Source organism: Rhizobium sp. J15 (genome assembly GCF_002531825.1).
In the GTDB taxonomy this organism is placed as follows: domain Bacteria; phylum Pseudomonadota; class Alphaproteobacteria; order Rhizobiales; family Rhizobiaceae; genus Rhizobium.
Genome location: NZ_NWSX01000011.1, coordinates 1 through 14,620 on the forward strand (window position 1 = coordinate 1; position 14,620 = coordinate 14,620).

Sequence of the window (14,620 nt, forward strand, 5' to 3'; positions counted from 1 at the left end):
ATCACAAAAGTTTTTTGACAATTTTGTAACAGGTTGATTCGGAACATGTTTTTGCCGGTCGCCATTGTCCACAGGCTGCCTTTTCGGGCTGGATCGGCGAAAATTCTTTTATCAGCCGGTCAAAAATCCGCTGGAAGCCCATCGTCCACCGCCGAAAGATGACGAAAAAACAGCGCCTTGAGGGGATTTATGGTTAACGGGGGATGAAGATGCCTCCGCCCGGCACCCTTTAAATTTCCGTCACAAATCAACGGCTGCCATTTCGGAACCTATCGCCGTCTGAGGTGTTGTCTTTCCCATTAAGAAAGGAGACCGACATGGCTGCCAATACCGATGATATCAGAACATCCGTAAGCAAGGACATCGCCGCACTCCAACAGGAAGTCTCGCGCTTGCAGAAGATGATTTCCGCGCAGGGCGCCGAAGCCTATTACGAGGTGCGCGGCCGCGCCGGCAAAGTCTATGAAGACGCCCTTCCCCGCGCTAAAAACGCCGTGGCCCAGATCCGCGCCGAAGGAGCCGCGGCCGCCGGGGCCGCCCGTGAGCATGCGGCCGCAACCACCACCGCATTGGTGCTGGCAGGGGCTCTTGGCTTCCTCGCCGGCTATCTGCTTGCCGGCAGTTCGCAGCCGCAGCCCCGCCATTGGTGGCGCTAAAACGCCAATCCGCTGCAAATCAGCCTTTTTACGCACCCGCCGATCTATTTTTCGGTAGGGTGCGTAAATGCTTATGTCTCAGAAAAACCAATTTTTAATGGCAGTGGTGGGAACATAAAAAACTAAAGGGAGGACGACAATGGAAAACAAGAGGGCCAATTGCATCATTGAAGTCAGCGTCGACGGCGCCAATGGCCGTTACGCGGTCGGTATCATGAATATGCGTCAGGCACTCGAACTGCCGGAAATGCCAAGCCTATCCTACACACACCCGGATCCGGCCAAGGCCGCAGCCGGTATCGTTGTCAGCCGCAAGGAACTGGCCGGCTTCATGGCCTGCCGCTGAAGATAGCACCATCTTTCATGCCTGACGGCGCTTTGCCCCAAAGCACTGATGTTCTTTTGCGACGCCCGCTTATCCCTGGGTTTTTAATCGCCTTGCTGGCATCCTTGCGCTGTTCATGCCAAGAGAAGGCATTCGGAAGCAGCACAAGGATGGCAGATGAGGGAGCGGCGTCCACCGCATAAGACACGCGAGCGGACAAAGCCGGCCGCCGACGCCGCAGCCAAGCGGGTCACCCTCCCCCGCGCCCTTTCCAAGCTCGGTTATTGTTCCCGCACGCAGGCCGAACGGCTGATTGCCGAAAACCGCGTTGCAGTCGATGGCCGCAGGGTCAGCGATGCCTCCGCCTGGGTCGATCTTTCCACGGCAAGGATAACGGTCGACGGCCGCCTCGTCGCCGCCGAGGCGAAAATCTATCTGATGCTCAACAAGCCGCGCGGGCTCGTCACCACCCGCGACGATCCCGAAGGCCGGCCGACGGTCTATGATTGCCTCAAGGATTTCGACATTCCGCATCTCTCCCCCGTCGGACGGCTCGACAAGGCGAGCGAAGGCCTGCTGCTTTTCACCAACGACACGGAATTCGCCCAGATCCTGCTCGATCCGGTCACGCATGTAACGAAAACCTATCATGTCCAGATCGATCGCCTCATGGACGACGAGGCGATCGCTGCCATGACGTCAGGCATCCGCCACGAGGGCGAGCTGCTGACGGCGACCGCCGCGCGGCGCCTGCGCCAGGGCGACAAAAATTCATGGATCGAGGTGGAGCTCGACGAAGGCCGCAACCGCCAGATCCGCCGCATGCTGGAGGCGCTCGATACCGAATGTCTGCGGCTCGTCCGCGTCGCGATCGGCGGGCTCGAACTCGGCGAATTGCCGAAAGGCGCCGTGCGAGCGCTGACCGAAGCGGAGTTGCAGGGGCTGCGCCGGAAAGCCGGCCTCGAAAGGACGAGGCGCAATTGACCGATCCGACCGATATGGCGCCGCACGACTTCTGGCAGGAACTTCACCCGCCCGGCACATTTGCCGAGCAGGAGGAGTTCACCTCCTTCTATATCGCCGCGTTGGAAGACGGCCGCCAGCTTCGCCTGCCGATCCGGGCGCTCGCGGATGGCAATCATGCCCTCGCCTCGCTCATCGTCAACCAGGCGGGCTTTGCCGTGCTCGATGCGCTTGCCGAGAGCCTCGCCGAAAAAATCAGGCCCATGCGGATCGATGTCGTTGCGGGCCTGCCGACGCTCGGCCTGACGCTGGCCGCCGCCGTCGCGCAAAAGCTCGGGCATGGCCGCTACGTCCCGCTCGGCACATCGCGCAAATTCTGGTACCGCGACGAACTCTCCGTTGCCCTGTCCTCGATCACCACGCCGACGCAGCAGAAACGTCTCTATATCGATCCGCGCATGCTGCCGCTGCTTGCGGAACGGCGCGTCGCCCTGATCGATGACGTCATCTCCAGCGGCGCCTCGATCGTCGCCGGTCTTGAGCTGCTTGCGGCCTGCGGCATCGAACCTGCCGCCATCGGCGCGGCGATGCTGCAGTCGGAGCGCTGGCGCGAAAAGCTGGCGGCGGCCGGGCCGCAATGGGAAGCGCGCATTGCCGGCGTCTTCGCAACGCCGATGTTGGAGCGGAACGCCGCAGGCCGGTGGCAGGCAGCACGACTCTAACGAAATCTCGGGATTGAATCTTGCCGGCCGGCATCGCTTTATAGCGCACGGGACGAGCACAGTCCGGCTGACACATGCACACGGGATCCGCCCATGTCGTTCGAACAAGCATCCCTGCTGATCCTTCTGCTGGCGATGCTCATTCTCTTTTCGCTCGATCGCTTCCGCATCGAGATCGTCTCGATCGCCGGCCTGCTTGCCGGTCATGCGCTTGGCCTTTATCCGGCCGACCAGATCTTCACCGGCTTCGCCAGCCCCGTCGTCATCACCGTCATCGAAATCCTGCTGATCGTTCAGGTGCTGGCACGCGCCAGGCTGTTCGACAGCCTTGCTACCCGCTTCGCGGCCGCAAAGCCCTCGAACTTCAAGGTCATAGCTGGCACGTCCTCGCTCGCCGGCTTCATTTCCATCTTCATGAACAATATCGGCGCCTTTGCCATCACCCTGCCGGTGGCGCTTGGGCTCGGCACGGCGCTCGCCATTCCCCGTCGCCAGATCGTCATGCCGCTCTCCTTTGCGGCGCTGCTCGGCGGCATGGTCTCGCTGATCGGCACGCCGGCCAATCTGCTCGTCAGCGATGGGCTGGCCAAGGCAACGGGAACGGGCTTTCGCTTTTTCGATTTTGCCTATGTCGGCCTGCCCGTGGCGATCGCCGGCATTCTTCTTATTTCCTTTCGCGTGCAGCGTCTGTTTCCGGAACCTGACAAAGCGCCGGCAGCGATCTCTTCGGTTGCACGCCGCATCGTCGTCGAGCGTCGCGTTCCCGATGTCTCGCCGCTGATCGGCGTACGGCTTTCCGATTGTTCGGCGCGTTTCGGCATCAAGCCGCACGCGCTGATCCGCGCCGACAATTTCGTGTTCGGTCCGCTCGACCAATCGGTGATCGAAGCCGGCGATGTGCTGCTTGCCGAAGGCGGCGATACCACCTTTACCGGTCTCGCTACCGCGCAGACGCTGATGGCCGATGCCCATCCGGATGGCCTTCAGCCGGATTTCGCCCGCGTCGAAAGCGTCGTCATGCCGGAAAGCACGCTGGTCGGCTCGCGCATCCGCTCGCTCGAAGTCTTTCACAGCCGCGGCGTCGCGGTCACGGCTTTGTCCATGCGCGCCCCGCGCATCGAGGGCCGCTTTCTCGATCTGCAGCTCTCGATCGGCGATATATTGACGCTGGAAGGATCGCGCACGGCGATCGCCGAAGCGCTGGAGGAAAGCGAGTGCCTGCCGCTCGCTCAGACAGTGCCGGTCGAACCGGCCCCGCTCTCATGGCGGCCCTTTGCGCTCTTTGCCTGCGGCGTCGCCGCCTCGGCGGCCGGCCTGCATCCCGATATCGCCTTTGCCTGCGTCGTGCTCGTGCTCGCCCTGCTCAATCATCTGAACATCCGTCAGGCCATGGCCGATCTCAACTGGCCGATCATCATCATGCTCGCGGCGATGATCCCGATCGGCCAGGCAATGGCCACCACCGGAGCGGCCGAAACCATCGCCGGCTGGCTGAGCATCGTCGTCCCGATCGCCGATCCTTTCTCCGGCATTGCGCTCATCCTCTTCCTCGCCATGGCATTGACGCCCTTCGTCAACAACGCGACGGTCGCGATCGTGCTCACCCCGATCGCGCTCGAATTCGCAAAGGCCGGACAGCACACGCCGGATGCCTATCTGATCGCGGTGGCCGCCGGTGCGTCACTCGATTTCCTCACGCCTTTCGGTCATCACAACAATACGCTGGCGATGGGCATAGGCGGCTACCGCTTCAGCGATTTCCTGCGCGCCGGCTGGCCGCTCACCGTCGCATGTTATGGCCTTGCTCTGTTTTTCCTGGCCCTGTTCTGGCTGTGATGCGATAGTTGGGCTCGACTTGACTTCCCCGGCAATGAAACTAGAGCAGGAAGCGGTCAGCCAAACATAAGGACAGTCGAGCGCCGTGCGAATCCTCTCCGAAGCCCATTTCCCGGAACTGCCGAACTATTATCGCGGCAAGGTGCGCGAGAATTACGACCTTCCGGACGGACGCCGCATCATCATCAGCACCGACCGGCTGAGCGCTTTCGACCGCATCCTCACCTGCATTCCCTATAAGGGCCAGGTGCTGACGCAGACGGCGCGCTATTGGTTCGAAGCGACGAAGGACATCTGCCCGAACCACGTCCTCGACTATCCCGATCCGAATGTCGTCATCGGCAAGCGGCTCGACATCCTGCCGGTCGAGATCGTCGTGCGCGGGTATCTTGCCGGCACCACCGGCACGTCGATCCTGACGCTCTATAAGAAGGGCGAGCGGGAAATGTACGGCATGCGCCTGCCGGACGGCATGCGCGACAACCAGATCCTGCCGGAGCCCGTCATCACACCGACCAGCAAGGAATTCGATGGCGGTCACGACGAGCCGCTGACGCCGGACGAAATCGTCACGCGCGGCCTGCTGACAAGCCGGCAGTGGGAAACCTTGTCGGCATACGCGCTCGCCCTTTTTGCCCGCGGCCAGGAGATGGCGGCAAAGCGCGGCCTGATCCTCGTCGACACCAAATATGAATTCGGCACCGATGGCGACGGCAACATCATCCTCGCCGACGAGATCCACACACCGGACAGCAGCCGCTACTGGCTTGCCGAGAGCTATCCGGCAAGTTTCGCCGCCGGAAAGCGGCCGGAAAGCTTCGACAAGGATTTCGTCCGCGCCTGGGTGGCGGAGCGTTGCGATCCCTACAAGGATGAAATCCCAGAAATTCCCGTCGAGCTGATCGAGCAGACCTCGGCCGTCTACATCAAAGCCTACGAGTCGATCACCGGCGAAGGCTTCGTTCCCGACGATAGCGGCGAGACGCCGCTTGCCCGTGTCCGAAACAACCTCGCCCGCTATTTCCCTTGAAAAAGACGACACACGAAAGGCGCGAGGCAAAGCATCGGCTTGGCAGCTTTCGTATAGTCGCGCTAGCATAAGCAAAAAAGGGATACCGGGCATGGCCCGGCGGGGAACAGATGGTGAGAAGGCCGAGGCGCAAGGCCGAGGAAACGCGGCAGGACATCCTCTGCATGGCGGAGATGCTGTTTCGCGAGCGCGGCTACGTCGCTGTGTCGATCGCCGATATCGCCGGCGCGCTCAACATGTCGCCCGCCAATGTCTTCAAGCATTTTCGTTCCAAGGTCGCGCTGGTCGATGCCATCGCCGGCCGCCATCTCGACAGTGCCGCGGAACGTTTCGTCCCTCTCGATGAGGACATGCCGGCGAAAGAACAGCTGCTCCGCTTCGTGCTCCGCCTGCTCGAGGGCCATCTGCAGGATATACAGAAGAGCCCCTACATCTTCGAAATGGTGCTTTCGACCATCGAGGCCAAACTCGAAGCCGGTAATCGCTATCGCGCCCGGATCGAGGAAAAACTCGGCGAGATCATCCGCAAAGGCATGGCGGAAGGACGCTATCATTGCCGCGACCCCGAGCGCGCGGCCCATACCGTCGCCGATGTCCTTACCTCAGTGCTGCACCCCATCCTCATCGTCCGCGACGACAAGGAGACGCTGGTGCGTCGCGCTGGGGAAATCGTCGGCTTCGTCGATGCCGCACTGCAAAATAGCGCTTGCTAAGTGACGATTGCTGACTTACGTCACTTCGTAAAGCTTTTCTTAGACTCGGGGTAATGGCGTTTGAAGCCAGATCAATCCTGACGCTTATATAAGCCTGCGCCCGGCCCGGCCGAGCCCGTGGATCGAATGGCGATTGCCACCGCATGAGGAAATTCAGAATGATACGGCGTGCCCTGCTCATCCCCGCGGCCCTGGTGGCCGGCGCCTTGCTCGGTGCCTGCAGCGACAACGCCGGCAAGCCCGCCGGCAGTGCCGGCGCAGGTGCGGCGCAGCAGGCAACGCCCGTCGGCGTGGTCGCGCTGAAGAAGGCCAGTTTTCCCGTTACCACGATCCTTCCCGGCCGCGCCGAAGCCTTCCAGACCGCCGACATCCGGCCGCAGGTAAGCGGCATCATCCGCGAGATCGCCTTCCGGGAAGGTGGCGAGATCAAGAAGGGCGATCTTCTCTATCAGATCGAGGATGCGCCCTATATCGCCGCCGTCGAGCAGGCCAAGGCGGCAATCGCCAAGGCCGAGGCGAGCGTGCCGAGCGCTGAAAGCAACCTCGAACGCTACCAGCGCCTCGTCGGCAGCGGCGCCACGCAGATCGAATACGAGACGGCCAGGACGACGCTTCTCCAGGCGAAGGCCGAAGTCGAGTCGGCAAAGGCCGCCCTTTCCGCCGCGCAGATTGATCTCGACCATACGAAGATCGTCGCGCCCTTCGACGGCGTCATCGACCAGACGGCCTACAATGTCGGCAACGTCGTCTCCGCCAACCAGACGACGGCGCTGACGACGATCCGCCAGCTCGACCCGATCTATATCTCGCTGACGGAATCGAGCACCAACCTGCTGCGGCTGCGCGATGCCATGGCGGCCGGCGACATCAAGGGCGCGGAGAACGTCGCTTTCCACCTGATCCTCGAAAACGGCAAGGAATATAACCAGCAGGGCAAGCTCGATATGTCGAAGCAGGTGGTCAGTGAGACCACAGGCACCTTCATCATCCGCGTGCTCTTCCCCAATCCCGATCGCATCGTCCTGCCCGGCATGTATGTCCGTGCCACCGTCGAGCTCGGCGCCGAGAACGGTTACGCGCTGCCGCAGCTGGCGACGAGCCGTGACGCCAACGGCCGGCTGACGGCGCAGTTCATCTCCGCCGACGGCAAGGTCGAAACCCGCGCCTTCGAGAACAGCTCGCCCTCCAACAATTCCTGGCTGGTGACCGAAGGCATCAAGGACGGCGATCAGCTGATCGTCACCGGTCTGCAGTCGGTGACCGCAGGCATGCCGGTAACGCCGGTCCCGATGAAGATCAATGACAACGGCGTGGTCGTGCCTGCCGAGCAGCCCGCGGCCGGTGACGCTGGGAAGCCCGCAGCGAAGTAATCGCTTCGGACCCGCATCGTCACCGTCTCAGCCGCACAGGAACAACCGATGGCCAAGTTTTTCATCCGACGTCCGATTTTCGCCTGGGTCATTGCGATCGCCATCATGCTCGCCGGCCTGCTGGCGATCTACACCCTGTCGATCTCGCAATATCCCGACATCGCCCCGACGACGGTCCGCATCAACGCCACCTATCGCGGCGCCAGCGCCGAGACCGTCGAGAAATCGGTGACGACGATCATCGAGGACGGCATGACCGGCCTCGACGACCTCACCTACATGACGTCGACGTCGTCGACCGGGTCGGCCAGCGTCCAGCTCACCTTCGGAACCAGCATCGATCCCGATATCGCCCAGGTGCAGGTGCAGAACAAGCTGCAGCTCGTCCAGTCGCAGCTTCCCGGTGATGTCATCGATGCCGGCATCAGCGTGACGCGCTCGACCTCGAGCATCCTTCTCGTCGGCTCGCTCGTTTCGACCGACGGCAAGCGCAATTCGGTCGATCTCGGCAATATCATGTCGACCTCCATCGAGGATCAGATCCAGCGTCTCGAAGGCGTCGGCAGCATCAACGTCTTCGGTTCGGGATACGCCATGCGCATCTGGATCGATCCCTTCAAGCTGTTGAAATATCAGCTGACGCCGAGCGATGTCACATCGGCGATCCAGGCGCAGAATACCCAGGTCTCGGTCGGCTCGCTCGGCGCCCAGCCGACGATCCCCGGCCAGCAGCTCAACGTCACCATCACCGCGCAAAGCCAGCTGACCACCGTCGCCGATTTCGAGCACATCATTCTGAAAGTCGAAAAGGACGGCGCGACCGTGCGCCTCAGCGACGTCTCGCGCATCGAGATCGGCCAGGAAAGCTACGGCGGCGGTTCGCGTTACAATGGACAGGCATCGACCGGTTTCGCCGTCAATCTGGCGATCGGCGCCAACGCCATCGATACCGCCGCCCGCGTGCGCTCGGCACTCGATGTCATCGGCCGCACCCTGCCGGAAGGTGTGAAGATCACCTATCCCTACGACACCACGCCCTTCGTGGAACTGTCGATCGAAAAGGTCGTGCATACGCTGATCGAGGCGATCGTCCTCGTCTTCGTGGTGCTGCTCGTCTTCCTGCAGAATCTCCGCGCAACGCTGATCCCGACGATTGCCGTTCCCGTGGTGTTGCTCGGCACATTCGGGGTGCTGGCGGCGACCGGTTATTCCATCAATACGCTGACCATGTTCGCCATGGTTCTGGCGATCGGCCTTCTCGTCGACGATGCGATCGTGGTCGTCGAAAACGTCGAGCGCATCATGTCCGAAGAGAAGCTTTCGCCGCTCGAGGCGACGGAAAAATCGATGGGCGAGATCACCGGCGCCATCGTCGGGATCGCCCTCGTGCTGACCGCCGTCTTCATTCCGATGGCCTTCTTCGGCGGTTCGACCGGCATCATCTATCGCCAGTTCTCGATCACCATCGTCTCGGCCATGCTGCTGTCGGCGCTCGTCGCCATCGTGCTGACGCCGGCGCTCTGCGCCACCATGCTGAAGCCGGTCAGCGAACACCGGAAGCACCGCGTCGGCGACTGGTTCAACCGCAACTTCACGCGCTCGACCAATAGCTATGTCAGGACCATCGGCTATCTCCTCAAGCGGCCGATCCGCGTCATGCTGGTCTTCCTTCTCATCGGCGCCGGCTGCGCCTATCTCTTCAACCGCCTTCCAAGCTCGTTCCTGCCGCAGGAAGACCAGGGCGTGCTGCTGACCATCGTCACCACGCCGCCGGGCTCGACCACGCAGCAGACCCAGGCGGTCGTCGAGAAGGTCGAAAACTACTATCGCGAGAACGAGAAGGATGCCGTCGAATCCGTCTTCGGCGCGCTGGGCTTTGGCTTCGGCGGCTCCGGCCAGAACAGCGCCATCGTCTTCACCAAACTCAAGGATTTCTCTGAGCGCACCGATCCGAACCTCAGCGCGCAGTCGGTCGTCAACCGCGCGCTACGCAGCTTCTTTGCGATACGCGAGGCGCAGGTCTTCGCGCTTCTGCCGCCGGCGATCCAGGGCCTCGGCGTGTCGAGCGGCTTTTCCATGTATCTCGTCGATGCCGGCGGCCATGGCAACGATGCACTGACGGCCGCCTCCAAGCGGCTCATCCAAATGGGCAACGCATCGGGCAAGGTCGTGGCGCTGCGCAGCAGCAACAAGGAAGTCGAGCCGCAGATGCGCATCGTGCTCGATCAGGAAAAGATCGGCGCCATGGGCGTCGACATCGCCTCGGTCAATTCGATGCTGTCGATCATCTTCACCGGCCGCGACGTCAACGACTTCACGCTGAACGGCGAGATCAAGCCGGTCTATGTCCAGGGCGACGCGCCTTTCCGCATGCAGCCGGACGATCTGAACCACTGGTATGCCCGCAACAATTCCGGCGAAATGGTGCCCTTCTCCGCCTTTACCAAAACCGAATGGGTCAAGGGCGCACCCTCGCTTGCCCGTTTCAACGCCGTCGGCGCCATCCCGCTCGACGGCGCTTCGGCTCCCGGCGTGTCCTCCGGCGACGCGATGAACGAAATGGAAGCACTGACCGAACAGCTCGGCGGCGGCTACACGGTCGCCTGGCAGGGCATCTCCTATCAGGAGCGCCTTTCCGGCTCGCAAGCGCCGATGCTCTATGCGATTTCCGTTCTCGTCGTCTTTCTCTGCCTGGCCGCGCTCTACGAAAGCTGGTCGATCCCCTTCTCGGTGATCATGGCGGTGCCGGTCGGCATTCTCGGCGCGCTGGCGGCGGCAACGCTCTTCGGCCAGGCGAACGACGTCTATTTCAAGGTCGGCCTGCTCACCACCATCGGGCTCGCGGCGAAGAACGCGATTCTGATCGTCGAATTTGCCAAGGACCGTATGGAAAGCGGGCTGGGACTGTACGAAGCGACGCTGGAAGCGGCGAGGCTCCGCCTGCGGCCGATCATCATGACCTCGCTCGCCTTCATTCTCGGCGTCGTGCCGCTGGCGATCGCGACAGGCGCGGGCTCGGCGGCGCAGAACGCCATCGGCATCGGCGTTCTCGGCGGCATGCTGGCCGCGACGATGCTCGGAATTTTCTTCGTGCCGTCCTTTTTCGTCGTCATCCGACGCATCTTTGCCACACGCGGCAAAAATGCGGCAGCGGTGTGATATAAATGCACTGTGATAATGCTGTTCCGATTGCTACATTGCGCCCGACTGCTTCGGAGTGTGTGTTATTGGTAGAACGAGGCGCGGCGGCCGATAGTGAAGCATGAAGCTTCGGACAAGAATTGACTTGCTCGAGTACAGGAAGAAATGAATGGTATCTCTTCGTTTTGCCACACCGGCATTATTGTTATTACTGTCGGGCTGTGTCGTAGGCCCGGATCATGCTCCTCCTGAAATGCCGCTGCCCGCCAAATTCGGAGAAGGCGGGACGAAGAGTGTAGGTGACGTTGCTACCGCAGCCTGGTGGACCGCCTTCAACGATCCCAAACTGAATGGCTATGTCCAGGCCGGCCTCGACCAGAACCTGAGCGTCCAGCAGGCGATCGAACGCATCAATGCGGCCTCCGCCAACGTCACCACCGCCGGTGCCGGCGGCCTGCCGAATCTGACGGTCGGCGGCTCGCACACGGTCAGCGGCCAGAGGGGCGAACTGCGCACGCAGTTCGACACGCGCAACACCAGTGCCGGCGACGTCCAGCTGAGCTGGCTGCTCGATCTCTTCGGCCTCTACAAGCGCAGCACCGAGAGCGCGCTCGCTTCGCTCGATTCGGCCTATGCATCTGCCGATGTCGCCAAGCTGACCCTCGTGCAGGATCTCGTCTCGAGCTATATCGACGTTCGCTACTATCAACAGCGCCTGGCGCTTTCGAGGGCCAACCTGAAGTCTCGTCAGGAAACCTACGAACTCACCAAGTTCCAGCTTGAAGCCGGCGCCGCCTCGCGCCTCGACGTCGTCCAGGCCGAAGGCCTCGTCCAGTCGACGCTTGCCGAAATCCCCGGCCTCGAAACCAACATCCGCATCTCGGCCCATCACATCGCCACGCTGCTCGGCCTGCCGGCCTCGGCTCTCGTCGATGAATTGCTGAAGGGCCGTGGCCAGCCCGTATTCCGCGGCGGCATCAACTCCGGCATCCCGGCAGACCTGATCCGCAACCGCCCGGACATTCGTGTCGCGGAACGCGATCTCGCCGCAGCGACGGCCAATATCGGCGTTGCCGAAGCGCAGCTTTACCCGAGCATCTCGCTCAGCGGCTCGATCTCGCCCTCCTACATCAACCAGCGCGGCATTCATGGCGACCTGACCCCGTGGTCCTTCGGTCCGACCCTCAACCTGCCGATCTTCGACGGCGGCCGTCTGCGCGCCAACGTCAAGTCGGCACAGTCCAATGCTGCCACCGCCTACCTCAACTGGAAGTCGACGGTGCTGACCGCTGTCGAGCAGGTCGAGAACGCGCTCGCCGCGGTCCGGCGTGACGCCCAGACGGTTGCCGCCCTTCAGGCCCAGGTGAAGACCACGCAGGAAACGCTCGAACTTTCCACGGCATCCTATAAGGACGGCGCCTCCTCGCTGCTCGACGTTCTCGACGCGCAGCGCCAGGTTTCGCTCGCCCAGGCGAGCCTTGCCCAGGCCGTCCAGCAGATGGCCAAGGATTATGTCTCGCTGAACATCGCAGTCGGCGGCGGCTATGCTCCCGGCGGCAAGACCACCGCGCCGGTGAAGCCTGCGCCGGCAAAGGCCAAGAGCTGATCGGCATTGCCTTTCTGGAAAATACCAAGCCCCGCGATCGTCTCGCGGGGCTTTTTTCATGCGGCTTCGCATAGGATAATTGCGCAGAAGGGGAATTTGGATTCGACAAGCGGCATTCGCTGATATAAGCCTGATTAAACGATTAATCAGAGCGGCCTGAATCATGGCTTCATCGCGCCCGGGACCGAACCTCAGCAGGATAGCGACCTCGCTCGGCGTCTCCATTGCCACGGTCTCCAACGCGCTTTCCGGCAAAGGCCGGGTTTCCGGCCAGCTGGTCGAAAGAATTCGCGAACATGCCGCCGAACTCGGTTATGTCCCGAGCCAGGCCGGCCGGGCGCTCAGGACCGGCCGCAGCGGCGTTCTCGGCCTGGTGCTGCCCGATATCGCCAATCCTCTGTTTCCGAAGATCGCGCAGGCGATCGAATTCGCAGCTTCTGCCGCAGGCTATGGCGTGCTGATCGCGGATTCCCGCGGCGATGCCGCCGCCCAGGCCGAGGCGATCAACCGTCTGGTCGAACGTGGCGTCGATGGCATGGTCGTCATTCCCCGCCGCGCCACCCGCATTTCGTCCGCCGCCTGTCCGGTCGCCGTCATCGACACCCCTTCGACGCCGGGCAACACCGTTTCCGCCGATCATTGGCAGGGCGGGCGCGAAATCGCTCTTCATCTGGCCGATCTCGGCCATGAGCGCATCCTCATCATCGGCAACAACCAGGAATCCAGCGTCCAGAACGACCGCGCCAACGGCATCCGCGCCGGCCTGCGCCCCGGCATGCAGGCTGAAACCCTGTGGATCGACAGGCTGGAGCGGGATGGCGGCAGCGGCTGTCCGCCCGGCCTCGCCGAAAGAGCGAAGCAGGGTTTCACCGCCTTCGCGGCCCTCTCCGATCTGCAGGCGCTGCGCGCGCTGACGGAGCTGCAGCAGGCCGGCATCAGCGTTCCCGCCGATGTCAGCGTCACCGGTTTCGACGATCTCATCTGGTCGCCCGTCGTCACCCCGTCGCTGACGACGGTCAGGATGGACATGGACAGGATTGCCGCGATCGCCGTATCGGCCCTGGCGGATACCATAAGAAAAAGCCGCGCCCGGGAAGGCGTGCTCGTTACCGCGGAGATCGAACGCGTCCCGATGCAGCTGATCGTCCGCCAATCATCCGGGCCTCGTGAACCCGGCACCAAAAACCTCAGAGATGGAGAACATGTAAGATGAAGAAAGCTCTTATTGCTTCAGTCGCGCTTGTGGCGCTGTCCCCGCTTGGCGCGGCCGCCGCCGAACGGACGCTGACCATATCCGTCTATGCCTTCGCGCAGGACGATTTCAAGACGCTGGTCTACGATCCCTTCGAGGCTCAATGCGGCTGCAAGCTGGTGGTGGAAACAGGCAACAGCGTCGAGCGCCTGGCCAAGATGGAAGCCAACAAGGCCAATCCCGCCGTCGATCTCGCCGCCGTTTCGATGGCCGACGCGCTGGCCGCCTCGCGCGCCGGCCTGATCGACAAGATCGATACCGCCAAGCTTTCCAATTTCACCAAGCTTTACGACGTCGCCAAAGATCCGAACGGCGACGGCATGAGCGTCGGCTATACATTCTACGCCACCTCGATCGCCTATCGTTCCGACAAGATGAAGATCGAATCCTGGGCCGATCTCCTGAAGCCGGAATATGTCGGCCATGTCGCCTTCCCCAATGTCACCACCAACCAGGGCCCGCCGGCGCTCTATATGCTGGGGCTGGCGCTCGACAAGGATACGCCCGATCTGAAGAGCCCGATCGAGGCCTTGGGCGAGAAGAAGGACGACGTCGTCACCTTCTACGAAAAATCCTCCCAGCTCGTGCAGCTCATGCAGCAGGAGGAGATCTGGGCGGCTCCGATCGGCCGCTTCTCCTGGGCGGGCTTCACCAAGCTCGACGTGCCCGTTGCCTGGGCAACCCCGAAAGAGGGTCAGACCGGCGGCATGAACGTGCTGGTGCTGACCAAAGGTTCGAAGAACCAGGATCTCGCCATGCAGTTCATTGACTTCTGGCTCTCGACCGAAACCCAGACCAAGCTCGCCGAAAAGCTGATCGACAGCCCCGCCAACAGCGAGGTCAAGCTTTCCGAAGCCGCCGCCAACAACCTCACCTATGGCGAGGAGACGGCCAAGAGCCTCAAGCTGATCCCGTCCGCCATCGCCCTCGACAATCGGGCCGGCTGGCTGAAGACCTGGAACGACAAGGTCGGTCAATAAGCCGCTTGTGAAACCGGTCCCGGCCT

11 protein-coding genes and 1 pseudogene are annotated in these 14,620 nt (G+C 62.2%); all 12 read left to right on the plus strand.

What is annotated here, in order from left to right; genetic code table 11:
* The first annotated feature begins 317 nt into the window (after nucleotides 1-317).
* Nucleotides 318-656, plus strand: a complete 339-nt coding sequence (locus tag CO670_RS12105) for a hypothetical protein (protein WP_097590467.1) — start codon at nucleotides 318-320, stop codon at nucleotides 654-656.
* A 139-nt stretch (nucleotides 657-795) separates the two neighbouring features.
* On the plus strand, nucleotides 796-1,002 hold the full coding sequence (locus CO670_RS12110) for a hypothetical protein (RefSeq protein ID WP_088678037.1): 207 nt from the start codon (nucleotides 796-798) through the stop codon (nucleotides 1,000-1,002).
* Nucleotides 1,003-1,158: 156 nt separating this feature from the next.
* A complete protein-coding gene (locus tag CO670_RS12115) occupies nucleotides 1,159-1,965 on the plus strand; it encodes a pseudouridine synthase (RefSeq protein WP_097590468.1) in 807 nt (268 codons plus the stop codon).
* 14 nt (nucleotides 1,966-1,979) lie between these two features.
* Entirely contained in the window at nucleotides 1,980-2,666 is a 687-nt protein-coding gene (locus CO670_RS12120) for a phosphoribosyltransferase (RefSeq protein ID WP_097590584.1), read from the plus strand.
* A gap of 93 nt (nucleotides 2,667-2,759) precedes the next feature.
* Nucleotides 2,760-4,502, plus strand: coding sequence for an SLC13 family permease (locus CO670_RS12125; protein WP_097590469.1), 1,743 nt, complete (start codon nucleotides 2,760-2,762; stop codon nucleotides 4,500-4,502).
* 85 nt (nucleotides 4,503-4,587) lie between these two features.
* Nucleotides 4,588-5,532, plus strand: coding sequence for a phosphoribosylaminoimidazolesuccinocarboxamide synthase (locus tag CO670_RS12130; protein WP_097590470.1), 945 nt, complete (start codon nucleotides 4,588-4,590; stop codon nucleotides 5,530-5,532).
* Nucleotides 5,533-5,642: 110 nt separating this feature from the next.
* Nucleotides 5,643-6,245, plus strand: a complete 603-nt coding sequence (locus CO670_RS12135; protein WP_097590471.1) for a TetR family transcriptional regulator — start codon at nucleotides 5,643-5,645, stop codon at nucleotides 6,243-6,245.
* Nucleotides 6,246-6,403: 158 nt separating this feature from the next.
* Complete coding sequence (locus CO670_RS12140) at nucleotides 6,404-7,615, plus strand: efflux RND transporter periplasmic adaptor subunit (protein WP_097590472.1); 1,212 nt, start codon at nucleotides 6,404-6,406, stop codon at nucleotides 7,613-7,615.
* A 48-nt stretch (nucleotides 7,616-7,663) separates the two neighbouring features.
* A complete protein-coding gene (locus tag CO670_RS12145) occupies nucleotides 7,664-10,774 on the plus strand; it encodes an efflux RND transporter permease subunit (RefSeq protein ID WP_097590473.1) in 3,111 nt (1,036 codons plus the stop codon).
* Nucleotides 10,775-10,925: 151 nt separating this feature from the next.
* Nucleotides 10,926-12,362: an efflux transporter outer membrane subunit gene (locus CO670_RS12150; RefSeq protein ID WP_097590474.1), complete on the plus strand. Its 1,437-nt coding sequence runs from the start codon at nucleotides 10,926-10,928 to the stop codon at nucleotides 12,360-12,362.
* Between the two features lie 163 nt (nucleotides 12,363-12,525).
* A pseudogene (locus tag CO670_RS12155) lies at nucleotides 12,526-13,570 on the plus strand (LacI family DNA-binding transcriptional regulator).
* A 1-nt stretch (nucleotide 13,571) separates the two neighbouring features.
* Entirely contained in the window at nucleotides 13,572-14,594 is a 1,023-nt protein-coding gene (locus CO670_RS12160; RefSeq protein ID WP_097590475.1) for an ABC transporter substrate-binding protein, read from the plus strand.
* Nucleotides 14,595-14,620: the final 26 nt, after the last annotated feature.

Excerpts from the sequence above, each read along its gene's own strand:
- CO670_RS12150 (WP_097590474.1), top strand. The coding sequence starts at position 10,926 with ATGGTATCTCTTCGTTTTGCCACACCGGCATTATTGTTATTACTGTCG.
- CO670_RS12135 (WP_097590471.1), top strand. The coding sequence starts at position 5,643 with ATGGTGAGAAGGCCGAGGCGCAAGGCCGAGGAAACGCGGCAGGACATC.
- CO670_RS12140 (WP_097590472.1), top strand. The coding sequence starts at position 6,404 with ATGATACGGCGTGCCCTGCTCATCCCCGCGGCCCTGGTGGCCGGCGCC.
- CO670_RS12125 (WP_097590469.1), top strand. The coding sequence starts at position 2,760 with ATGTCGTTCGAACAAGCATCCCTGCTGATCCTTCTGCTGGCGATGCTC.
- CO670_RS12105 (WP_097590467.1), top strand. The coding sequence starts at position 318 with ATGGCTGCCAATACCGATGATATCAGAACATCCGTAAGCAAGGACATC.
- CO670_RS12145 (WP_097590473.1), top strand. The coding sequence starts at position 7,664 with ATGGCCAAGTTTTTCATCCGACGTCCGATTTTCGCCTGGGTCATTGCG.
- CO670_RS12120 (WP_097590584.1), top strand. The coding sequence starts at position 1,980 with ATGGCGCCGCACGACTTCTGGCAGGAACTTCACCCGCCCGGCACATTT.
- CO670_RS12115 (WP_097590468.1), top strand. The coding sequence starts at position 1,159 with ATGAGGGAGCGGCGTCCACCGCATAAGACACGCGAGCGGACAAAGCCG.
- CO670_RS12160 (WP_097590475.1), top strand. The coding sequence starts at position 13,572 with ATGAAGAAAGCTCTTATTGCTTCAGTCGCGCTTGTGGCGCTGTCCCCG.
- CO670_RS12110 (WP_088678037.1), top strand. The coding sequence starts at position 796 with ATGGAAAACAAGAGGGCCAATTGCATCATTGAAGTCAGCGTCGACGGC.